The sequence below is a fragment of the Oceanobacillus salinisoli genome, assembly GCF_009733865.1.
GTDB lineage: Bacteria > Bacillota > Bacilli > Bacillales > Amphibacillaceae > Oceanobacillus > Oceanobacillus salinisoli.
In genome coordinates this window covers 35,222-59,924 of sequence record NZ_WOFB01000022.1, presented here as the reverse complement: position 1 = coordinate 59,924, position 24,703 = coordinate 35,222, and the positions used below count along the sequence as shown (strand labels likewise).

The following is a 24,703-nucleotide window of genomic DNA, read 5'->3' as shown; positions in this document are numbered from 1 at the left end:
GGGTGTTTTTGATGGAAGAAGATTACGCAATTCAATTAGTTCAAGTTGGAAAAAAGTATAAAGAAAATGCCAGCCGCTTATTTCATGTCAGGAATAAACTGCTTTTTCGAAAATCTAAAAAGGAAGGCAAATGGTCAATTAAGGATATATCCCTAACCATTCAGAAGGGCGAATCGGTTGCCATCCTTGGGGACAATGGCTCTGGCAAAAGTACATTACTGAAGGTCATATTAGGTGTTACTTCTCCGACAACCGGGGAAGTAAAGATAAATGGGAAAATCGGTGGCTTAATTGAGTTAGGTGCTGGATTTCAAAAGGAATTATCAGGCAGGGAAAACATTTATATGAATGGTGTAGTACTCGGTTTAACAGAAAAAGAGATTGATGGGATTGTAGATGATGTCATCGAATTTTCGGAGTTAGAAGATCATATTGATAAGCCAATCAAGACCTATTCTTCAGGAATGAAAATCAGACTTGGCTTTTCCATCGCCATTCATGTGAACTCAGACATCGTACTGCTCGATGAAGTGCTTGCTGTTGGGGATCAGCGTTTTCGAAAAAAAGCATTACGTGCAATAAGGGAATTTTTAAAGGGAAAAACAATTGTATTTGTTTCCCATAGTGCACACCAAGTACGAGCGGTTTGTGAAAAAGCGGTTGTTCTTGATAAAGGAGAAGTCATTTATTTTGGGGATGTAGATTCTGCATTAGAACTATATGAAAACGAAATAGTGGAAAGGAATGACAAAGAAATTGAAGAAAAAAATGAGGAAAATCGCCAAACGGATTCTATCACAACTTAACCTGTATCAACCTAAAAATAAATCTTCTCAAAAAATCCCTTTTGAAGAAATAGGGAGCAGCTGGAAGGATGCTGATAAGCCGGTCGCGTTTATGTTTGGCTTTAATCCGTGGAAACGGGAGCATATAAGCAACGTCTTCCCTGAATATCGAACAGCATTTGTATTCGGAAGTGCTGATCTAGATCGTTTGCGACCATATTTTCCAAAGAATCGCAATATGGTATTTATTGTTTGGGGATATAAGGAACCCGATGAAATAAGGGAATATGCGAAAAAGAAAGGAATTAAACTCATTCGAACGGAAGATGGCTTTGTTCGTTCGGTTGGGCTTGGTGCAGGCCATAGCTTGCCTATGTCGATCGTGACAGATGAAAAGGGTCTTTATTTTGATTCGCGCGGGCCTTCTGATTTAGAGGCCATGCTGCAAACGTATAAATTTCAAGAAAACCCGGATTTACTGGAAAAGGCCAAGGCTAGTATGGAGAAGCTTATCCAGGCTAATGTAAGTAAATATAATCATGTAGCTCCAACTGATATTGAAAAAATTTACGGTGCGAAAATGAAAAAGAGGATTTTAGTCATTGGGCAGGTGGAAGAAGATGCATCTATTCAATATGGATGTGACCGGGAAATCACCAATAATGACCTAGTGTGGGCTGCTTTTAATGAAAATCCGAACGCAGAAATTATCTATAAGCCACATCCAGATGTGTTAACTGGTCATCGGAAAAAGGTTTCCAATCCAAAAGATGTCGAACATATTGCCAAAGTAATAACAGTGCCGCTCAGCTTGACCGATACCCTGCAAACCATTGATCATGTGTACACGATTACCTCCTTGTCGGGATTTGAAGCATTGATGCGCGGGATTCCTGTTACTTGTTTTGGAATGCCATTTTATGCAGGATGGGGGCTGACCGATGACAGACAAGTTAATCATCGCCGCAACCGAAAACTTACAGTGGAGGAATTGTTTGCAGGTGCTTATTTAATGTATCCAAGATATATCAGCCTGCAAACGAAGGAATTAATTGGCTGTGAGCAGGCAATTGATGAATTGGTCAAACAAATTCAAAGAGACCGGCTTCAAAAAGATCTGGAATACAAACAAAAAATATTAAAGATGAAAAATAAAAAGAAAAAGCCATTTGAGGAAGTGGGCGTGAACTGGGAAGAGGATACGGACTCCAAAAAGCCGATTGCCTATATGTTTGGTTTTAATCCGTGGAAACGTGAGCATATTAGCCGTATGTTTCCAGAATACCGAACGGCCTTCACATTTGGAAAAACGAGCTTGAAAAAGCTTTTTCCTTATATTATCGATGAAACGAACATCGTATTTATTGTTTGGGGATATAAGGAATCGGATGAAATTAGAGAGTATGCGAAAGAGAAAGGAATAAAACTCATTCGAACGGAGGATGGCTTTGTTCGTTCACTTGGCCTAGGTGCCGGCCATAGCTTGCCAATGTCCATCGTTGCGGATGAAAAGGGTCTTTATTTTGATTCGCGCGGACCATCGGATTTAGAGGAAATCCTGCAAACCTATGACTTTAGAAAACGACCTGATTTACTAGAACAGGCAAAAACGAATATGGATAAGCTTATCCAGACAGGTGTCAGCAAATATAATCATGTCGGTCCGGCAAAAGTAAAGAAAATTTATGGAGAAAAAACGAAGAAACGTGTATTGGTGATCGGTCAGGTAGAGGAAGATGCTTCGATTCAATATGGCTGTGACCGGGAAATCACCAATAATGATTTAGTCTGGGCAGCTTACCGGGAGAACCCGGATGCCGAGATCATTTATAAGCCACATCCAGATGTATTAACCGGACATCGGGATAAGCTCTCTAATCCAAATGATGTTACCCATATTGCTAAGGTGATAAAGGAACCGCTTGGCCTAGTGGACGCGCTGGAGACGATTGATCATGTCTATACGATTACATCCTTGGCTGGTTTCGAGGCACTCATGAGAGGAATCAAGGTCACTTGCTTCGGGATGCCTTTTTATGCAGGATGGGGCCTAACGGATGACAGACAAGTGAATACTCGGCGTACACGAAAATTAACGCTTGAGGAATTATTTGCTGGGTCTTATTTACTGTACCCAAGATATATCAGTTTGCAAATGAATGAATTAATCGATTGTGAACAGGCCATCGATGAGCTGGCAGAAGAAGTCAAACTCGACCGCCTTCAAAAAGAAGAGGAATACAAACGAAAAATAGTGAAAAAGAAAAACAAAAAGAAAAAGCCATTTGTCGAAGTGGGAGAAAACTGGGAGGAGTCGGCTTCTGATAAGCCGATTGCCTATATGATTGGCTTCAATCCATGGAAACGGGAGCATATCAGTCGCTTCTTTCCGGAATACAGAACCGCTTTCACATTTGGAAAAACGGATTTAGAAAAACTATTGCCTTACATTATCGATGATTCCAATTTTGTATTCATTGTTTGGGGATTTAAGGAATCCGATGAAATTCGCGAATATGCAGAGGAACATGGGATTAAGCTCATTCGAACGGAAGATGGTTTTGTTCGCTCCTTAGGTTTAGGTGCTGGTCACAGCTTGCCCATGTCGATTGTGGCCGATGAACAAACATTGTATTTTGATTCCCGCGGATCATCTCACTTAGAGCATATACTGCAAACCTATGATTTTAAGAGCCGGCCGGAATTATTAGAAACTGCAAGACGGAATTTGGATAAGCTGGTTCACACAGGGATTAGTAAATATAATCATGTCGGTCCAACTAATATTGAAAAAATTTACGGAAAGAAAACGAAAAAACGAATTTTAGTTATTGGTCAGGTAGAAGAGGATGCTTCGATTCAATATGGCTGTAACCGGGAAATTACGAATAATGATTTGGTAGGGGCTGCTTACAAGGAGAACCCGGATGCCGAGATTATTTATAAGCCGCATCCCGATGTACTGACAGGTCATCGAAATATGGTGTCTGATCCAATGGCCGTGGCGCATATTTCCAAAGTCGTAACCGAGCCTTTAAGCTTAGTAGATTCCCTGAAGACGATTGATCATGTCTATACGATCACTTCCCTGTCAGGATTTGAAGCGTTAATCCGTGGAATCAGCGTTACATGCTTTGGTTCTCCATTTTATGCTGGCTGGGGGTTAACGGATGATAGACAGCCAAATGATCGACGTACTAGAACACTTACGATGGAAGAATTATTTGCTGGTGCATACTTGTTGTATCCAAGATATATTAGTCTCGAAACGAATCAATTAATCGATTGTGACCGAACGATTGATGAGCTTCTTTCCACAAAAATAGACCATTTGATGGGGAAAGTACAAGAAAATAGAACGGAAGCAGGCATAGCTGACCTGGAACAATTAATCCAAAAAGCAATCCAGCTGGACGTAAATGTTCAGGAGCATTACTTGAAGTTAGCACAGTTGGCTGAATTAAAGCATGCTTATCAAGAAAGCATCAACTACTATGAAACGGTTTTGGATATGTGCAAGGATCAAACATTGAAAGCAGATGTTTGCTATAAAATTACTGATCTGAAAATAAACATTGGTGATTTTTACAGAGTAAAAGATTATCTCTATACCGCAATGAATGCAACGGATCATCATAATTCACTCGTCCTTTTAGTGAAATATATTTGGGAAAATGAAGGGTTAACCGAGGAATGCCTGCAATTAGCAGAAAGGCTGGAAATGAAGCTGGACAGTCTGTCAGCAGAGGAAGTCATCCTTCTCGCAGCAATCAGAAATGATGCTGGTTTATATCATCAAGCATTACAGTTAGTGGAAAAAGCAGTAGCGATGGACAGTAAAGTCATGAAAAACTGCAGATATCTGGCACTGGTTGCCATGCTGGACTATCGAATGCCAGAGTTCATTCCAAATTCAGACATAGAAAATGAGTATTACAACAGATTAACGTATTTTGAAGGAACGTTTGAACAGATGGTGAGAGATGCAGACGGTGATATTTGCATTGTCGGCAACCATCCGTCTGCGGAGGATGCCTGTAAAGGTGAATGGGTGAACAGCAGAGAACTGGTTATTCGCATTAATGACTATTCCATCGATTTCCCTCTGTCACAGGATTATGGAACGAAAACAGACATATGGATCAAAGAACCAGCATATGACCAAAGTTATCGGAGAAATGTGAATGATTTTGATTTAGTCGTGATTAGCGGACCAAATATCGAACATACAAATGAAAATGGAGTGGATCTTTTCATTGATTTTCTCGATGCGGAAAAGCCAGTACAAACAATCCCGCATCCTGTTTATACAGAACTTGCTGGTAAGCTGGATGCAAAGCCAAGTACCGAGCTGCTGGTATTATATTGGATATACAAAATTCAGGGACCGATTCAACGCGATAATATAATAGGTTTCTCTAATGATGAAGCAAAAGAAATGTCTGTATTGGAAAATATTATTTTTCAGGATTATTTAGAGCCTGTGACAACTTGAGATGTGAAATTCGACATAAGTAAGTGCACTGTTGATTTCTGCTTAGGAAGTCACTTTTTGCGGGCAACGTTTCAGTCTCTTCGCTCGCAAAGAACGCTCGCTGCGGGGTCTTCAGTATAGTGATTAGCTATCCAATGCTAAGAATTAATTAGCATAATCAAATGTTAGGAAATAAAAGCACAAAACCGGCGTAGTGTGTTTCCCACGGTCAGTTACTGCGTGTTTTGTATCAGAAGTAACAAATATTTTAGAAACAGCCTATAGGAAAAGTGGATGAAGAGAATGAATACTTATAAACGCAAATTAAAAAAATTAATCAAAATCATACTAGCATATGCAACAATCATTTACTGGAAAATCAGGCCACGTCAACATACGAATAAACCGGTTGCTTTTTTGTTTCACGTATCCAAGTGGAAGCAGCCTTATATATCTGCTTTTTTGGAGGATTACGATGTTCGATTTGTTCCTTTTGATTATAGACTGAAGTTTTTACGCTTTGAATTGGAAAAATACCCGGAAAAGGTTTTTATCGTGTGGGGCTTTCATATGGATGAGGAATTATTTCGTTATGCCAGCCATCATGAAATCGCGGTATACCGAGTGGAAGACGGGTTCGTTCGCTCCAAAGGGCTAGGCTCGATGCATACACCACCCTATTCGCTATGTATAGACAGAAAGGGGATGTACTTTGATGCATCCCGGCCTAGTGATTTGGAGGATATTTTGAATACCTATCCTTTCCATGAGGACAAGCGGCTAATGGAGCAGGCAAAGCACAGTATAAAGCTGCTGATAGAACTTGGTGTTAGTAAATACAACCATGTTGAAATAAAAAATATCGGGGAGATCTATGGACCGAAGTCGAAAAAGCGGATTCTCGTCATTGGCCAGGTGGAGGATGATGCTTCGGTTTTAAGGGGAAGTTTTCAAAAATGGACGAATAATGATCTCGTTCGAATTGCGAGTGAGGAAAATCCAGAGGCAGAAATTATGTATAAACCACATCCGGATGTGTTAACGGGTAGGAGGAAAAAACAGTCGAATCCAGATGATATCCGGCATTTGGCAAAAGTCATCGAGGAGCCCTTGAGTTTAGTAGATGCTTTTCAGACGATTGATCATGTGTATACTATTACTTCGCTTTCAGGGTTTGAAGCGCTCATCAGAGGGCTCCCTGTTACAACGCTGGGAGCTCCATTTTATTCCGGGTGGGGCCTGACCGATGACCGGCAAGTTATTCAAAGGCGAAAGCGAAAGTTAACCATCGAGGAATTATTTGCGGGTGCCTATATTTTATATCCGATGTACAGGGATCCATATACAAAGGAAAAATTGACGTTAGAAGAGACGATTAAACGGATTAGCAATCAGGATTAAAAGGTGAAAGATTTTTAAAGGGGTGTTTTGATGTCAAAGGTGACTAAAAAGGAATTAGCTGCGATGGGGGTATACATAGATGATGTGAATTATCTAATTCAAAAGGTTTTATTCGAACCCCCAGTCAGGTCAAGAAATACGACGATTCATTCGGCAGGAGTAATCGGGGCTTATACGAATTTAAGAGGAGGAGTCATCCGTAATGTAAAATCGATTGGAAGATTTTGTAATCTGGCACCTGGTTTTACAATCGGAATGGGAGAACATCCGGTTCATTATTTAAGTACCCATGACTTTCAGTACAGTGAAACGTTCGGTTTTGGTTCCTGGCAGGAGGCTAAAAATTTTAAAACGACGGTACCAAGAATAAAAAGCAAGCCGAGTCCTGTTATCGGAAATGATGTATGGATAGGAGCAAATGTGACGATTCTTAAAGGTGTAACCATTGGGGATGGGGCTATCATTGCTGCAGGTGCCGTAGTGAATAAAGATGTGGAGCCCTATGCTATTGTCGGTGGAGTGCCAGCGAAGCGAATTAAGTACCGTTTTGACAAGGAAATCAGAGAAAAGCTACTGGAAATTAAATGGTGGAATTATACGCTGGAATCATTAGAGGGCATTCAATTTGATGATGTTGAAGTGGCCCTCAAGCAGTTAGAGGAGAGGAAAGAAAAGGGCTTGTTGGTAGAACGGAAGAAACCAAGAGTGAAGATTGTGAAAGGGGAAATTGTTTGACAGAGGAGAGTCGAGCTGGGAAAGAGAGGGAGTGGGAAAGAGGTAAGGACGCGGATGAATGATAAACGTTATTTGAACTGATGCTGAAGGACCCAAATCTGAGATGAATTTGTTTGACGCCCTACAATAATAAGGTTCATGGAGTGATGGAGCAGATGAAAAATTGTCTTTATATGGTTATATTATCTTTACTTATCGTATTTGTGTCCGGATGTGAAGAGAGGGAAGGTTCGAATGCTGAACATGAGACGTTGGATAGAGAACAGAACCGCATGAAAGACAGCAGGAAAACAGTAGCCGTAGGAAATCCCGGTGCAGAGGAAGAATTATCCGATGAGGCTCAGGAAGCAATCCAGGTCGTACATGATAACATTAAATTTTCTGAAGAAGAGGATTTGAAAGGCTATGTCGATACAGTCAGTTCAGAAATAAAGGAAGAAATTCAGATGTTAGCTGCGGATATTTTTCAAAACTATGATATAGAAAATGAGATTTTAAGCACGAAGGTGATGGAAGAAAATGAGGATACTATCGTTTTGCAGGTGGAACAAAAATCAGTTGCAACCTATATTTCTGAAGGGAATGAATTTGAGGACAACATTTCCATCGTACAGCATGTATTGAATAGAGAAGTTGGAGAGTGGAAAATAGCTTCGTCTGGATTGGTGGATAGGCGGTTGGTGGAATAGGGGAAGCGCGGGGATGGTTCTTGCTTATAGAGGTTTTGGAAGCAGGAGAACCTTCTCCATGCTTAAAAGCTGATTCGATCAACTGACATTTAGTGGGGATCAAGAAAACCCCACTGATTGAAAGTTCACTTTATGGTTAAACGTAGCAAAGGGACGGTGCTTTTTAAAAGCGGTGCAACGTCCCTTTGCTTTTTTAGCCATATTTCTTTTCGTACCTGTTTCCAAGATACCGCAGCAGAAAGAACTGAATGATAATCCCTGCGATTAACAGGATATAGCCATTGCCGACAAAGGAATAGCTTAAATACAGTACACCTGCTATGCTTGCTGGAACGAGGGCATATGGTACCTGTGTATTCACATGGGCAATGTGGTCTGAGCCGGAGAATATCGATGCCATAACCGTTGTATCGGAAATGGGGGAGACGTGATCCCCGAAAATGGATCCGGCAAAAATCGCCCCAACAATGATTGGTACAAGCTCTGTTCCACCAAATGTGTAGGCTAATGGGATGGCGATTGGTGTTAGGATGGACATCGTTCCCCAAGAGGTTCCTGTCGCAAAGGAAATGAACATTCCAATAATAAATATTAAAAATGGCAGTAATGCAGCTGTCATCCATCCTTCTGTTACGCTTACGACAAATTCAGCTGTCCCAAGCTCGGAGGTAACCGTTCCAATTGACCATGCCAAAATAATGATGACAAGTGCAGGGAGCATGGTGCGTATACCTCCAAGCAAGGTTTCCTCACAATCCTTTAGTTTCATTCCCTGTATAAGTCCCATAATCAGACCAACTGCTGTCATGGCAAAAGCTCCCCAGGTCAAGGCAATGGACACATCGGTATCGGCGAGTGCTTCCATGAGTGATTTTCCTTCCGTGCCTCCACCGGTATACCATAATCCCCATAAACTGACGGAAATAAGAGTTAACAGGGGAAGGAAAAAATTCCAAACATTTCCCTCTTTTTTATGAGGCTTACCAAGATCAGCTTCCACGGATGATAATGGGACGGAATCATCAGGAATAAGCTTTCCAGTCGTTTTAGCGCGTTTCTCTGCTTTAGCCATTGGACCGAAATCTTTTCCAAGAATGATCATCGGCACGGCAAACAGACAGAGAATGGCATAGAAATTCCACGGGATTGACTGTAAAAAGGCAAAATATGGTTCCAGCCCGACAATACTTGCACTGACAAATGCCCCAGCGATTAATGAAACCTGAAAACCAATCCAATCAGAAACCGGACCAATGGTAGCAATTGGTGCGGAAGTGGAATCGATGATATAGGATAGTTTTTCCCTGGATACTTTATGTTTTGCTGTAATATCTTTGGAAGCGTTTCCGATTATAACCGAATTTACATAGTCATTAAAGAAGATGATAAGGCCTAATAAATAAGGCAGAAGCTGGACTTTTTTCCGGGAGTTTAATCTTTTCTCGAGGGCGCGAATTAACCCCTGTGCACCGCCCGTTTTAAACATAAATGCTGCACCTGTTCCCAGTAATGCAGTCATCACTAGAAATCTAGCATTCCACGGATCAATCATGACATCCTTCATCCAAGTAAACGTAACAGCTACTGCCTCAAACGGATCTCCGCCTGCAGCAATCATTCCACCAACCCAAATACTAATAAACAGTGACAACAAAACACGCTTCGTAAAAATGGCCAAAACAACAGCAACAATCGGTGGTATAACAGATAAAATCTCCAAACGTATCCCCCCTCCATTTTTTGAAGCATAGGCATGGTCCTCTTGCTTCCGAATATCTTCAGAAGTGAAGTCTCATGTCCTTGCTATCCATCGTGAATCGGTAAAAGTAAAATTTATAAATCATCTCCTTTCCTTATTTAATACGTGGATTATAAGAACGGTAATTACTGGATAAGAGGAATGGTTAGAGTGGCAGCTTTTATGATGATTTTAGAAATTATATGCTTTAGTTGGTTGGATTATGAAAAATGACGGAAAAGCATGAAGATGATTTAACTGCTGGTAATGAAAAAGGATTGTTTTTGTATCTAGTTTAAATTCATGTAGGAGGGAAGTTCCAGGTTCCCGAATGAGCTGGATCAAGGTTGGAAAGGTCAGGTAGAGTGGTTCTAGGTTCCCGAACGATCTCGGTCCAGATTCGAAAAGTCACGTAGAAAGGTTCTAGGTTTCCGAATGAGCCCGGTCCGGATTCGAAAGGTCACGTAGAGAGGTTCTAGTTTCCCGAACGAGCTCGGACCGGATTCGAAAGGTCACGTAGAGTGGTTCTAGATTCCCGAACGAGCCCGGTCCGGATTCGAAAAGTCACGTAGAAGGGTTCTAGTTTCCCGAATGAGCTTGGACCAGTTTCGAAAAGTCACGTAAAAAGGTTCTAGGTTCCCCGAACAATCTCGAAAATAAACGAAAGGTCACATAGCAAAAAACTCTATCATTTAAATTCGATTATAGAGCCTTTCATAAGGGTGCTTGTTTCATTTATAAAACGGAATTGTTTAATATACCTCTTTTATAAACTTTTTAAATTATTTTCATGACTTTCGTGTTTTTTTGTTTATTCTATTTCGAAGCGGAAGTACAGTACGTGTGCTTCCGGGAATATTCTCTCCTTTTCGTTCATATGATTTATGATGGGGAGGGGAAATTAATCATGAGTGATAAGCGTGATATGAGTCAGAACAGCAAAGATGAGCAGTTGGAGTCTTTTCGAGTTAATGATAAGGGGAAGAAGTTAACTACGAATCAAGGCTTGAAGATGTCTGAAGATGAATTTTCCCTTAAAGTAGGTGAGCGTGGGCCTACGATTATGGAGGACTTTCATTTCCGTGAGAAGCTAACGCACTTTGATCATGAGCGTATTCCAGAGCGGATGGTTCATGCACGTGGGTTTGCGGCACATGGTGAATTTCAATTATATGAAAGTATGAGCAAATATACAAAAGCTAAATTTTTGCAGGAACCATCGAAAAAAACACCGGTATTTGTCCGATTTTCTACGGTAAATGGGTCAAAGGGATCAGCTGATACAGTTAGGGATGCACGAGGATTTGCGACCAAATTTTATACAGAAGAGGGAAATTATGATTTAGTTGCTAATAATATTCCGGTCTTCTTTATTCAGGACGGTATCAAGTTTCCGGATCTCGTCCATTCCTTTAAACCGGAACCAGATAACGATATCCCACAGGCTTCTACCGCCCATGACACTTTTTGGGATTTTGTCGCAAATAACCAAGAGTCGGCGCATATGATTATGTGGATTATGTCGGATCGGGCAATTCCGAGGAGTTTTCGAATGATGGAAGGGTTTGGTGTACATACCTTCCGATTCGTCAACGACAAAGGGAAGGCCCACTTTGTCAAGTTCCACTGGAAACCATTATTAGGAACACATTCCCTTGTTTGGGATGAGGCTCAGAAGCTTGCTGGTGTGGACCCGGATTTTCATCGGAATGATCTATCGCATGCAATAGAAAATGGGTTTTATCCGGAGTTTGAATTGGGTGTTCAAATCTTGGCTGAGGAAGATGAATTTAAGCTGGGATTTGATATTCTTGATGCAACGAAAATTTGGCCGGAAGAAGATATTCCTGTCAAAATCATTGGAAAGATGACACTGAATCAGAATGTCGATAACTTTTTTGCCGAAACGGAGCAAGTGGCATTCCATCCTGGCCATGTAGTACCGGGAATTGATTTTACCAATGACCCGTTGTTGCAAGGGCGGTTATTTTCTTATTTAGATACACAGCTGATTCGACTTGGTGGACCTAATTTTCATGAGTTGCCAATTAATCGACCTGTCGTGCCATTCCACAATAATCAGCGTGATGGATACGGACGGCAAACCATCAATCAAGGAAAAGTGGCGTATCATCGGAACTCCATGTGGGGGAATACACCAGCACCAGTTAGTGAAGAGAAGGGTGGTTATAAGAACTATCAAGAAAAAGTAGAAGGCCGAAAAATCCGTGCAAGAAGTGAAAGTTTTACCGACCATTTTTCTCAGGCAACACTGTTTTGGAACAGCATGAGTCCGGCTGAGAAAAAGCATATCATTGATGCATTCAGTTTTGAATTAGGAAAAGTGGACAGTATTTCTGTGAGACAGCAAGTGGTCGATATGTTTGCTAATGTGAGTCTTAAACTAGCTGTTGCTGTTGCGGAAAATATCGGTGTACGGCCCCCTAAAGGGAGAGGGTCAAATATTACAAAGGCATCGCCAGCACTTAGCCAGGAAAATACAATTTTTAAAGCGAAAACCAGGAAAGTTGCTGTGATTCTTACTAATGGTTTCCCGGGACCGGAAGTGAAATATGTACTCGACCGTTTTGTTGCTGTAGGAATGGTTCTGGAAATTATTGGCGAAAACCTAGGGGTAGTCGAAGGAACGAGCGGGGTAAGTTATAATGTAGATTATACGTTCCTCACGGCGGATTCTGTCTTGTTTGATGCGGTGTACATGATTAACGGAAGTAGAAAAAGTCAGAAGTTTAATAAGGATGCAGCATACTTTATCGATGAAGCATTCTCCCACTATAAGCCAATTGGTGCTACCCATGAAGGACGAAAATGGCTGGAGGTAAACCAATTAATTGGTAAGCCGGGAGTTGTAATGAAAGATGACTTAAAGATTTTTGCGGATGAGTTTATTCAGGCCGTTGCAAGCCATCGATTTTGGAATCGAGCAGTTTAACTAGGAGCGGGGGAGATATTCTCTTGCTTCTTTTTTTGTTCATTTGGAAGCGGGAGGATGTACCCATACTTCCTTATGTTATGATAAGTAGGAAAAATAATATGAAAAGTAGGTGCGTACAGGTGGACAAGCAGGAATTTATGAACCTTGTTGAAAGGGCTTACGACGCAAAGGATCTCAAGCCGGAAAGTATTTTTATGTTTAACCTTCTTCAATTTGATTTTACGTATAATGATGAAGAAAAAACATGCACGATTACATGTCCGATTACAGACATCATGCTTAATCCGAGTGGCATCGTTCATGGTGGAATTTATACATTTATTGCAGACACAGCAATGGGCCATTTAAATTTTCATTTGAAGGATGCTCCATATGTCACATTGGAAATGAAAACATCTTACTTTAAGGCTGTCTCAGCTGGGAAAATTATCGCAACTTCACGTTACATAAAAGAAGGATATAAGGTCTCCTTTATGGAATGCGATGTGAGGAATGAAGAGGGGGATGTATTGTGTAAAACAACAGGAACATTTTACCGGTTTGAAAAGAAGGGGTGAGAAGAAACATGGGAGGGAGTTTTAAAAAAACTCCCTCCCATGTTTTATTAATATCCTATCAAATTCAAAGGGTTCAATTAAGGTCTATATTCGGACATTGACACTTAATTGGTGAAGGAGTAATATAAAATCGAATATTGTCAAAATTTCTAAAGAGGAGGGTTCAATACATTTTCATGAATGCTTTTTAGACGTTATAGGTTTTCACGTGGTTAACTTTATTCTTCTGTTTGTTTAAAAAAAATACTACTTTAAAGGTTGGAAATTAAACTGCAGCTAGAAAGGAGCATGAAGGTGGCTGTCACTAAAAAAGAAGATGTTCCTATAATTGAAAACGGAGAAAAACTTATTGCACTTTCTCATCTATCTCAAAAGATTATAGTAGAGCCACAATACTATTTAAATGGCATTTCCGGTGCAATTAATGAATGTTATCTTAGAGAAGGTGCAGTGGAACGACTTTTACAAGCAACGAAACTTTTGCCTAGTGAACATTTCTTTGTTGTGTTTGACGGTTGGCGACCATTTGAAGTTCAAATGGAACTTTATCAGAGATTTAAATTAAAAATGCTGTCTGATGGAGTACCGAGAAAGCGAGTTGAAAACAAAGTAGCCAATTTTGTTGATTTTCCATCCAAAGATCCAGCTAAACCCTCTAATCATTTAACTGGAGGAGCAATTGATTTAACGATTGCAAAGCGAGATGGTCCCTTAAATATGGGGACGGATTTTGATGATTTTTCGAATAAAGCCGTTACGGATGCGTATGAGTGTCTTACCCATGTGAATGATGAGGAAATATTAATCAAGAGGAATCGGCGATTATTAAAAGGTATTATGGAGGATGCCGGCTTTTTAAATTATAAAGAAGAATGGTGGCACTATGATTACGGTAATCAAAACTGGGCTAAAGCTTATGGAAAGACGGCCATTTACGGTGGGATTTTATCGTTAGAAGGAAATTTGAAAACTTAATAATTTAGCTTTTTCGTAAAATAACGGTCAATTAACGGACATAGTACGAAAAGAGGAGATGAAGTGTATCTTGCCAATCAAAGTACTTGCTGTCGGACCAAAGGATTTAAAAAATTTAGTTTTAGAAGTTGGACAGGAATATCCGGAAATAACCATCCATTATGTTACCTATAACAGTGAAAATGAAGTTATTCATCTCGTGAAACAGCATGAACAAGAGAATCTGCAGGAAGATATTGATAATATGGTGAATTTTCACTATAAACTGTGGAAAAATAATCAAATCAATGTAGCAATTACTTGTATTGGTTCCGTGTATGAGAAATTAAAAGAGAAGGGAGTACCAACATCAAGAATTATACCGACAAGATCTTCAGTTAGAAGCAGTATGCAGCATGTGTTACTTGAAGGGAAGAATTTACGTCAATTAAATTACAAATTGCCATAGGAATTATCAATTTGAGCAGCATGTATGAAGAGGAGCATTTTACAGAATATCAATTACAGCGGCGGATACTAGATTTGCAAAATATATTGATTGATTATGGGGAAGAATCACAATCTATTATAAAATGGCCGGAACGTAAAGAGGTTAAATTTATTACCACTCGGGGAGCACTCCAATTCGAAAATAGCCAATCCAAAGAAATGAGGCTTTTGAGAGAAATCTTTAGCAAAACTCAAATTAAAGCTAGCATTGGTATAGGTATAGGTCAAACCGCGAATGAGGCTGAATTGCATGCAAGGGAAGCTTTAAAAAAAGCATCTGTAAATAATCCAAGTTGTTTTGTTATGGATTTAGATGGTACCGTTCATGGACCAATCGGAAATGAAATACAGTTATGTTACTCCATTCGCAGCGATGATCAAAGAGTTCTTGAAATGGCAAAGCTTGCAAATCTGAGCAGTTCTACGATTAATAGGATTCTTTCTTTTTGTGAAGCAATTGGGAAAAATACCTTTACAACGAAGGAATTGGCCAATGGATTAGGAATTACACCGAGAAGTGCCAGGAGAATCTTAACGAAGCTTGAAAAGGTAAAATTGGCTACAGTAACTGGAGAAGAACAACCGGTTCATAGAGGAAGACCTAGACAAATTTATTCCCTGGTCTTAGCTAATTAATTAGGATGTAAACATAATATTGTAAACGATTGCAATCGGGTTGGAAACCTAAAATTTATAAGGGGGCTTACAAATGATTTATTCCATCATACAACCGGATGATACATGGATTCTTTGGGGATTTTTAGCTGGTTGGGCAGCCGTTAGTATTTATTTGGAACAACGATATAAATGGGCATCTAAAATATCGGGAGCAATTATTGCCTTAATTGGTGCGATGGTTTTGGCAAACTTAAATATTATCCCAACGGAGTCACCTGTTTATGATACTGTGTGGGCGTATGTTGTGCCACTATCGATTCCATTATTATTATTTAGGTCTAATATTTTAAAAATCTGGAACGAAAGTGGAAGGCTACTCATTATGTTCCTGTTAAGTTCAATTGGAACTGTTGCCGGAGCAATTATAGGGTTCTTTTTGTTAAAAGATGTGATACCAGGCTTGGATAAAATCGGTGCCATGATGACGGGCTCTTATATGGGTGGCGGTGTAAATTTTGCTGCTATGTCTGCAAAATTTGAAGTACCTGGGGAAACGGTATCTGCTACTGTTGTTGCCGATAATCTGTTGATGGCTTTATATTTTCTTGTTTTAATTCTAATTCCTTCTCTAAACTTTTTTAGGAACCGTTTTAAGACGCCATATGTAGATGACATAGAAAATCATACGGGGAAAGATGAAAATCTAGCAACCTCTTATTGGGGAAGAAAGGATGTCTCATTAAAGGATATTGCACTGGCCATGGGGACTGCTTTTGTTATTGTCGCCATATCTTTTAAACTATCAGAAACATTTGATAACCTAATTCCTACAGGTGAAAATGTTAACTTTTTCTTGAATGCTTTGAACGGAATCTTAGGTGATAATTATTTAGTATTGACTACAATTACCATGCTTGTTGTAACCATATTTCCTCGTTATTTTGAACATATTAACGGAGCACAGGAAATTGGAACTTACTTAATTTACATTTTCTTTGTCGTTATTGGTGTTCCAGCATCACTTCCATTAATTTTGCAGCATGCACCAATGATTCTTATATTTGTAACTATCATGGTATTTATTAATATGATCTTTTCCTTTACTTTAGGGAAATTATTCAAATTTTCATTGGAAGAAGTTATTCTATCAAGTAATGCAAATATTGGCGGACCAACAACTGCAGCTGCAATGGCCATATCAAAAGGATGGACAAAACTTGTTGGACCAATATTAATCGTAGGTACACTTGGTTATATTATCGGGAACTATGCGGGAACTGCAATAGGATATTGGTTTAGTACCTTTTTCTAATTGAAAGATGGAAAAATTTGGCGTTTGCCAGGCTTTTAGGCGAATGCCTTAGTTTTACTTATAAAATAAGAAAGTTTTATATTTGTATATTTATCACGTGATTAACTGGCTGTAAGACCCCCACTTTAAGAATTCGAGATACATTAAAGAATTATAAGTGGGGGTAGGGCAGCCAGTAAACTCCTGATTCGTTCAGAGGCCTTTAGGTCATACCCTTGTGGTACTAACAATCAGTGGGGGATGATAAAACCCCACTGATTGAAGATTCACTTTAGCAGAAAAAGGACAAGGAGGAATTAATCCTCTTTGTCCTCTTCATCCTCATCCTCATCCTCATCTTCATCCTCGTCCTCGTCTTCGTCAGCAACCTCCTCTTCTTCATCTTTATCATCGTCATCATCATGCTTTTCTTGTTCTTTATTAGATTTTCTGTCTTTCTTTTTCTCTTCTTTTTCCTCTTTTTTCTTCAATTCTTCCTGTTTCCGTTGTTCCGCTTTAATATTTGATTCTTCTTGCTTTTTAGCTTTTTCCTGTTTGCGTTCGTCTGTTTTCTTCTTTGTTTCTTCTTTTTTCTTCACAGCCTCGCGTTGCTTTTCGGCTGCTTTTTTATCGTTATCTTCACCATCATCATCTTCTTCATCACGGTCTTTATTTTTAGTTGCTTTGGAAGCGGCTTTCATCGTTTTTTCCGCTTTTTCGTTCATTTCCTCAAGAAGTTCATCCTTTTCTTCGTCCAAATCTTCATTTAACTCAGCAAGTTCTTTATCATACTCTTCCTGGTCGATTTTTCCAGAAGTTAATTTGGATTCAAGATCAGTTCGCTTTTCATCCGCTTTACGTATTTTATCTTCAAGTTTGGTTAACTTTTTATTAATTCTCTTTTCTAGTCTTTCTTGTGCTTTCACAATATTCTTTTGAAGAGCTTCTTTTGCCTCAGGGTTTTCAACTTTATCAAGAGCAGCAGTCAAAGAAAGAAGGTTAGAAGCCATTTTTTCTTCGATTACAGCGCGAACAGAATCTAAGGAATCTGGTTCTACAAGTTCACCGTCATTGGTAACTTCACTGTCACCCTCCACTAATTCCCGAGTTTCTCCAGATTCTGCTTCCTCATAGTATGTCAGTGCTCGTTCTTGTTGTTCCAGTGCTTTTTGAAGAGCTTCTTTCGCTAAATCTTCTTCGCCGACTGCAATTAAAGCTTCTGCTTCTTTGATACGTTCCTCGGTAAATGCTGCCATCAGTTCAGCCTCTTTAACGGAATCGAATGTAAAAGCTAACTGAACATTTTCTCGAAGTGTTTTGAGGAAATAGAAAAAGTCCCCAGGTAGCAGTGAAGGTTCATTTATTTCTATTGGATCTGTTTGATCAGTAGTTTCTTCTTCATATGCTGATTCATTCTCCTGAACAGGCTCTTCTGTGACAGGGTCAGGAGTTTGCTCTTCTTGATTTGTCTCTTCACTAACAGAATCAGTTGTTTGCTCTTCCGTCTTGTCTTCCTGAACGTTTTTTTCCTCGACTTGGGAAGCATCTGATTGCTCATCTTCATTCGCTAGAACCTGGACAGTTCCAAATGAAAAAGCAAAGGTTGTTGCAACTACACCTGTTGCTAAAATAGTGTGTAGTTTTTTATAAAAATTAACCATAAAAAAATCCCTCCAAAAATAATTAATAAAATTGGAAGAATATCGAAATCAACTATAAATAGTTTTCATTCTCCATTCTTCAGCAGCTCAGCCACCATAGTTTCTCCTTAGGCCTGTAGCTTTGCGTCTCTACCTTTCGATAGATTTGCCTTTTTCAAATGAAGAACAATTATTCGTTCATCATTTATAAAAATGATTATACTTCATACCATAAAAGGAAGCAATAGGATGTTTTAATAAAGGGTGGGGACGCTTCTCCTGTTGCTTCCAAATTTATAAAAAAAGGAAGGAAGAGAATTGTCCCCATGATTTGTCACTTCTCACGTCCCCAGCACTCAATCCCATCTTCATTCTCTACTGCATTCCGATAAAAAACAGGATCCTTTCCTTCCTTTTGTTGTTTGCGATAGTCCTGTAGTGCAAGCTTGGCTATCTTGAAAAGTCTTGTAATGGCATATAAGTTGATTAGTGCCATGATGCCCATAGTTAAATCAGCCAAGGCCCAGACAAGGTCAAATGAGGAAAGCGCCCCAAATATAACCATCAATAGTACCACTAGTCGATAAGCGAATAGATATGCTTTGCTTTCCTTAATATAGTTTATGTTGCTCTCACCATAATAATAGTTACCTAAAATGGAACTGAATGCGAACAGGAAGATTGCGAGGGCAATGAATTGTCCTGCCCAATCCCCTATCAGCTGAGAAAATGCAGTTTGTGTAATTTGTATCCCATCTGCATCACTTCCAACAAATCCACCGGCTGTAAGAATGACCAATCCAGTTGCACTGCAGATCAGCAATGTATCAAAAAATACACCCAATGCCTGAATAAGACCTTGTTTAACAGGGTGGGATACGTCCGCTGTTGCTGCTGCATTGGGGGCAGCACCCATACCAGCTTCATTGGAGAATAATCCGCGTTTTACCCCCATCATAATTGCCGCACCAAATCCCCCACCAGCAACTTGCTGAATTCCAAATGCATTGGCAAAAATCAGGGAGATGATCTCGGGTAATGCAGTAAAATTCATGATTAATACGATTAGTGCAAGAACAATGTATAGTAATGCCATAACAGGTACAATTACTTGTGAAACACTTGCAATACTTCTTACTCCACCGAAAATAACTAAAGCGGTTAATACCACTATAATAAGCGCACTGATAGATGGATGGATGCCATACTCTCCAGTAAAAGCCAGACTAATGGTATTGGATTGTACTGAATTAAATACAAGACCATACGTAAATGTGATAATAATGGCAAAAACAATTCCGAGTGAGCGATTGTTTAATCCTTTTTCAATATAATAGGCTGGCCCGCCACGATACATGTTCTTATCCTTTACTTTGTATACTTGGGCAAGTGTACTCTCTACAAATCCGGATGCCGCACCTAGTAAAGCAATCAGCCACATCCAAAACAATGCCCCAGGACCTCCGAGTGCTACAGCAGATGCCACTCCGGCCATATTTCCTGTTCCAACCCTTGAAGCGGCACTAATAGCAAACGCCTGAAAGGAACTCGTTCCCTTCTTTGTCCCGGTACCTAAATACGCGCGTTTGTCCGTAATAACCTGGAACATATCTTTTAAATAAAACTGTACGAACCCAGAACGAATGGTGAAATATAAGCCTAATCCAATTAAGACGATAATTAGAACATACGACCATAACACATCATTTAGAAGAGAAATTATATTCTCAAAAAACTCCATCTTATCACTCCTTTCATGCACACCTTATTAGTATGCTCCAACTAGCTAGAGTCATTCAGTTTTGAACAATCTAAACCTATTCGACAAATTTCGGGAAGTGACAGGCACCAAAAGGGAGGCACCAAAAAGTCATTAAAAAATGAAACTTATTTATACGTTGAGCCGTATATTAAGAGAAAATTTATAGAAGGGATGTTTTGGGGAATGTCAGAAGTAGAGAAAGTAAATATGGAAGAAATGAAACCGGAAAAGCCATCATTATTTGGAATGATTTGGAGTCCAACCGAACAATTCGAACGAATCAAAGAACGTCCATTAATTTGGGTACCATTAGCAATTATTTCGTTATTATTTATTATTGGAACGCTATTGACGATTTTTACTACAGATTTGGGGCTTGAACAAATTCCAGAGGAAGAGATGGCATTAATCAGGATTGTTGCTATGGTTACAGGGGTGATAGTCGGTGTAATTGCTCCAATTTTTGGTGCGTTGTTGAGCACGGTTATTTACTGGATCATTATCAAAATTGCCCGTACAGAAGCAACATTTCAACAACTATTTTCGATGAATGTTTACATGATGATTATTGCGGCGTTTAGTGTAATTGTAAATGGTATTGGCTATGCACTGCTTGGAGGAAATCCGGAAACACTTTTCACGAGCCTTGGATGGATCATTCCCGCAGATGAGGTAATGAGTGCTTTGTATAGCAGCATCGAAGTGTTTACTATTTGGGGTGTTATTCTTGCTGCAATTGGATTACATAAGGTGGGAGGTTTATCGAAAGGCGTTGCATGGACCATTTCTATTGCTTTTTATGTCATTGGCGTGGCTTTTGCCATGATAGGTGCCTATATAGCTGGAATGTTTGTTGTCTAGTAAGCAAAGAGGAAAAGAATTCAACTTAAAGAGCTTGTTTAGGGAGACATTATCTAGTGGAAGGCTGAAGATTTTCCCAATATTTTACAGTTCCCTCAATCAATCTTTTTATAAATAGAAATTCTTGAATTTAAAGAAAACAGAATGGAATCGACAAAGTTTATAGCTTTTGATAAAACCTCCTTGTTAGTAAAGAATTTACTTAAATAAATAGAACCCGGACGGTGCTTGGCCGTTCGGGTTCTATTTATTTGAAACAAAGGAGCATTCGACAAAATCCGAGAAGTGACAGGCACTCAAACGAAGTTATTTGCCTAAATGCTTGTGGTGAGCGGTTAAGCGGGATTCCATATTTAATGTACAAAACTAGTACAAAACTAGTAAAAAACATATATAATAAAAAACATGACTATATTACTAAATAATTAGAAGCGGAAATAAATAGAAAGAACTAAAATATGTTTTACATCATATGAATACGGGAAGGTGAAAGTTTATGAATTGGAGGGGGCAGATTAAGCAAGGGATTGATTCCTGGATGGATATTATGAATGGCCAGGATAAGTACCAGGCTATCATAGAAAGGCTATCGACGATTCGAAAAGATATTGACGATGAGCTGACAGTATTGATTGCTGGAGAATTTAAAGCAGGAAAATCGACGTTTATTAATGCGCTCTTAGGAGAAAAAATTCTCACAAGTGATGTCACACCTGCTACTGCTGTCGTTACTAAACTTGTATATTCAAAAGAGAAGCGGATATTGGCTCACTATAAAAATGGGGAAACCGAGCAATATGATGAAAAGTGGCTGGAGCAACTAACAGCCGAAAGAACTGGTGAGTTTCAACAGATTCGTGAAAAGGTCAATTACATAGAATTACAGCTGCCAAATCATTTTTTAAGGCAATTTACGATTGTCGATTCTCCGGGTTTAAATTCAGATTTTCAACATCATACCGAGGCAACTGAAAAATTTCTGGAACGTGCTGATGTCGTCATTTGGCTGTTTAATTACAGAAATATAGGAACTTCTACAGAATTTACCCATTTACAAAAATTAATTTCGTATCAAATAGAGACCATTGGCGTCATCAACGGTATTGATTTAATGGATGAAGAAGAAGACGATTTAGAAGAGATTATCGATTTTAATAAACGGAGACTTGGTTCACTAGTCCAGAAAATTATGGCTTTATCAGCAAAAGAGGCACTGGAAGGGAAGGTGGTTGGTGATTCGGAACTTTTAGAATACAGTAATTGGCATGAGGTAGACAAACTGTTTGACTCTTTATCACAGCTGTCGAATCGAAAGGTGGAGCGGGTATATCAGAGGTTGATAGAACCGCTGGAGCAGTACGACAAAATATTGCTTGATGAAAAATCTTCACTGCAATTACACCGAAGACTTCCCCTTATCAACCAATTTTCCAGGAAGGACTTTCCTTTAACAGAGGAACTGTACAATGAGGTTAATCAGGCGATCGGCATAAAAAATCAAAAGGAGTTGTATTGGAAGGATGTTTTTCCAAATACAGTTCTTAATCTGTATGATTCAGAAACTGTGATAGGGGATATCGTATCTTTTATCCATCGTAACGGAATTGCCCATGATTATGCTTTAAATCAGCATTGGTCAGATATGCGGTCCATGATGGCTGAGTATAATCAAAAAGAACGGACATTGGAAAAGGCCAGCAATTTAAAACAGCAAATGTCCCAGCTCCAAAGAGATTGGGATGAATTAAAAGGGCGGAAATATTTTAAAAAGAGGAAGCTGCAGACATTTTCCGCTCAACTGGTTGACTTCAATGAAAAAGCTGCAGCTGTTATAAGAGCGGGTAAAGAAATAAAACCATTAGAGAATAAAATCACCAAGCAAATAACGCGTTTGGAGGGAAAAATTCAGGAATGTATAGATAGGGATATGGACAGTATTTTTAAAAATAACCCCCATTTAATTGGCCGCTGGAATGGAAGACTGCAGTATATAGAGGAAAAATATGCGGAAATTACAACAGATTCAGTAGAAGAAATGGCAGTATTCTTCGCGAGTCTAAAACAGTTTCAGGAGGATGTATCCAAGTCATTGACATCGGAACATTCATCTATTAAAGAATTGTCGAGCTTTAAAAAGGTTATACATATTTTATCCAATATAGATTCTTTGTATATGGATTTCCCATTTGATTTCGCGATTTTGCAATTCCAGCAAATGAGTCACTTTGAAAAAATAGATGAACGTGATTTTAAGATCCCATTACCAGATCTGATTCCTGCCAATCAGATGGACAGAGATCCTATTTATCTATCAAAATTAAACTACAATCCGGAGAGAGAAATACGAAAGATTGAGTTTGTAAGGAAGAAGCGATTAGGTTATTCCACATTTACCGCCATCATAGCAGGCTTACTAATTTTCTATTTTGACAGGGAAAAAGAAGCTTACAAGGAATCTGAACAAATGGAGTCTTACCAAGCATATGAAGTGGAAGAGACCATTAACGAAGAGATAGTAGAGGATATGAACAAAGAGCAGGACATAGAAAAGGAACCAGAACCTATAGATCAGCAATTGATATACGAGTTTCTAAGAGACTTGCAAATGGAAGTGAATACTTTATACACTCCAGAAACATTCCATTATCCAGACTGGATGACAGTGGAGGCATGGGATGAATTTGAAACTTATCTATACGAGACCATGGATGCCGAACGTGGGGATGGAGCGGTTACCTATATCGAACATCTGCCTGACGGGAGCGCCAATGTAGAAGCCGTGGTCGATTATAGCGATCATTACTCGGAAAAGGAATACCATTTACGTTTCCAAATCAAACGCCAGAATCAGGAAGATCCGTATACAGAAGAATCATTGCTCATTACTAGCTTTAGTTACGAGATAGCTGAGGAAACGGAAATAGAAATTCCTGTATCCGAAAGCAGCTTTCGTTATTTTATTGAAAACTACCGTTCATCATATATGGACGCATTAAACTATCATGATTTTTCCATTGTAGCATCGTATTTCCAAAGGGATAGTGCAGCCTATCGGGAAATTGAGCAATATATACAGGATATATCAGGTAATGATTTCTATTTTGACTTCGAAACCGTGGAATTGATCGATATACAGCAAATTGCTCCGAATCAATATGTGTTGACTACAAACGAAACCTTTACCTTTTACGATGAAAACGATCAGCAAACCTATTATGAAAGAACAAAGGGTTACACAGTGAATCTACAATATCCGGAAAATATGTCCATCAGCCAGATTGACACCATTCATACGGAAAAACAAACAATCGAAGCGTCAATCGATGAAACAGTAGTTGAATCTGAAATAAATGCATTTATTAACTCCTATTACGAGGATCTTAAATATGCATTTAATGGTTATGGATTCAGCTATTTGGAACCGTACTATAACCCGGATGGGGAAGAGTATACATCGATGTCTGATTATATAGCATATGCCAATGAAGAAAACACAGAAATGGAGAATCGCTATTTAGAAGTAGAAACGATTGAACCCTATGAAAACAATTATTATACCGTAGCCTTCCTGGCAGAAGACGACTATTTTCTGGAAGATGGAACAGGATATAACCAGTTAGCCCGTCATACACTGCTTATCTTTGTAGCGGATGATGGGGATATGCAAATTGAGACATCACAAACAGATATTTTAGAAGAAACTGAATTTACATGGGAAATCAGTTATTAGGG

The 24,703-nt window shown here is 39.2% G+C and carries 16 protein-coding genes and 1 riboswitch; of the genes, 13 read left to right on the top strand and 3 right to left on the bottom strand.

What is annotated here, in order from left to right; genetic code table 11:
- Nucleotides 1–11 precede the first annotated feature (11 nt).
- From GMJ66_RS15760 to GMJ66_RS15740, 5 genes are all read left to right on the top strand, one after another.
- A complete protein-coding gene (locus GMJ66_RS15760) occupies nt 12–806 on the top strand; it encodes an ABC transporter ATP-binding protein (RefSeq protein WP_156291276.1) in 795 nt (264 codons plus the stop codon).
- A complete protein-coding gene (locus GMJ66_RS15755; protein ID WP_156291275.1) occupies nt 745–5,280 on the top strand; it encodes a capsular polysaccharide export protein, LipB/KpsS family in 4,536 nt (1,511 codons plus the stop codon). The genes GMJ66_RS15760 and GMJ66_RS15755 overlap by 62 nt, the downstream gene beginning before the upstream one ends.
- 282 nt (nt 5,281–5,562) lie before the next feature.
- Entirely contained in the window at nt 5,563–6,660 is a 1,098-nt protein-coding gene (locus GMJ66_RS15750) for a capsular polysaccharide export protein, LipB/KpsS family (protein ID WP_156291274.1), read from the top strand.
- A gap of 30 nt (nt 6,661–6,690) precedes the next feature.
- The gene (locus GMJ66_RS15745) at nt 6,691–7,395 is read left to right on the top strand and encodes a CatB-related O-acetyltransferase (RefSeq protein ID WP_156291273.1); all 705 of its coding nucleotides are present in this window, start codon (nt 6,691–6,693) and stop codon (nt 7,393–7,395) included.
- A 155-nt stretch (nt 7,396–7,550) separates the two neighbouring features.
- Nucleotides 7,551–8,084, top strand: coding sequence for a hypothetical protein (locus GMJ66_RS15740; protein ID WP_156291272.1), 534 nt, complete (start codon nt 7,551–7,553; stop codon nt 8,082–8,084).
- A gap of 193 nt (nt 8,085–8,277) precedes the next feature.
- Here the strand turns inward: GMJ66_RS15740 and GMJ66_RS15735 are convergent, their stop codons facing one another.
- Nucleotides 8,278–9,804 carry a Na+/H+ antiporter NhaC family protein gene (locus GMJ66_RS15735; protein WP_156291271.1) on the bottom strand — a complete coding sequence of 509 codons (1,527 nt, stop codon included), beginning with the start codon at nt 9,802–9,804 and terminating at the stop codon, nt 8,278–8,280.
- 925 nt (nt 9,805–10,729) lie between these two features.
- Between GMJ66_RS15735 and GMJ66_RS15730 the strand changes: the two genes are divergently transcribed.
- The 6 genes from GMJ66_RS15730 to GMJ66_RS15710 all read left to right on the top strand — a co-directional run bounded on the left by GMJ66_RS15730 (nt 10,730) and on the right by GMJ66_RS15710 (nt 16,729).
- Complete coding sequence (locus GMJ66_RS15730; protein WP_156291270.1) at nt 10,730–12,775, top strand: catalase; 2,046 nt, start codon at nt 10,730–10,732, stop codon at nt 12,773–12,775.
- A gap of 101 nt (nt 12,776–12,876) precedes the next feature.
- Nucleotides 12,877–13,335, top strand: coding sequence for a PaaI family thioesterase (locus tag GMJ66_RS15725; protein WP_197046729.1), 459 nt, complete (start codon nt 12,877–12,879; stop codon nt 13,333–13,335).
- 294 nt (nt 13,336–13,629) lie between these two features.
- Nucleotides 13,630–14,310 (top strand): M15 family metallopeptidase, encoded by a 681-nt coding sequence (locus GMJ66_RS15720; protein WP_231514952.1) that lies wholly within the window; start codon nt 13,630–13,632, stop codon nt 14,308–14,310.
- 70 nt (nt 14,311–14,380) lie between these two features.
- A complete protein-coding gene (locus GMJ66_RS20790) occupies nt 14,381–14,758 on the top strand; it encodes a hypothetical protein (RefSeq protein WP_231514951.1) in 378 nt (125 codons plus the stop codon).
- Nucleotides 14,759–14,769: 11 nt separating this feature from the next.
- Nucleotides 14,770–15,435, top strand: coding sequence for a helix-turn-helix domain-containing protein (locus tag GMJ66_RS20785; RefSeq protein ID WP_231514950.1), 666 nt, complete (start codon nt 14,770–14,772; stop codon nt 15,433–15,435).
- A 73-nt stretch (nt 15,436–15,508) separates the two neighbouring features.
- The gene (locus tag GMJ66_RS15710) at nt 15,509–16,729 is read left to right on the top strand and encodes a DUF819 family protein (RefSeq protein WP_156291268.1); all 1,221 of its coding nucleotides are present in this window, start codon (nt 15,509–15,511) and stop codon (nt 16,727–16,729) included.
- 296 nt (nt 16,730–17,025) lie between these two features.
- Here GMJ66_RS15710 and GMJ66_RS15705 read toward each other — a convergent pair whose 3' ends face one another.
- Nucleotides 17,026–18,369, bottom strand: coding sequence for a DUF5667 domain-containing protein (locus GMJ66_RS15705; protein WP_156291267.1), 1,344 nt, complete (start codon nt 18,367–18,369; stop codon nt 17,026–17,028).
- Between the two features lie 78 nt (nt 18,370–18,447).
- A riboswitch (cyclic di-GMP riboswitch) is annotated at nt 18,448–18,529 on the bottom strand.
- Nucleotides 18,530–18,682: 153 nt separating this feature from the next.
- Entirely contained in the window at nt 18,683–20,089 is a 1,407-nt protein-coding gene (locus GMJ66_RS15700; protein ID WP_156291266.1) for an alanine/glycine:cation symporter family protein, read from the bottom strand.
- A gap of 204 nt (nt 20,090–20,293) precedes the next feature.
- Here GMJ66_RS15700 and GMJ66_RS15695 point away from each other — a divergent pair, with 204 nt between their 5' ends.
- The gene (locus tag GMJ66_RS15695; protein ID WP_197046728.1) at nt 20,294–20,971 is read left to right on the top strand and encodes a YIP1 family protein; all 678 of its coding nucleotides are present in this window, start codon (nt 20,294–20,296) and stop codon (nt 20,969–20,971) included.
- A gap of 496 nt (nt 20,972–21,467) precedes the next feature.
- A complete protein-coding gene (locus GMJ66_RS15690; RefSeq protein ID WP_156291264.1) occupies nt 21,468–24,701 on the top strand; it encodes a dynamin family protein in 3,234 nt (1,077 codons plus the stop codon).
- Nucleotides 24,702–24,703 lie beyond the last annotated feature (2 nt).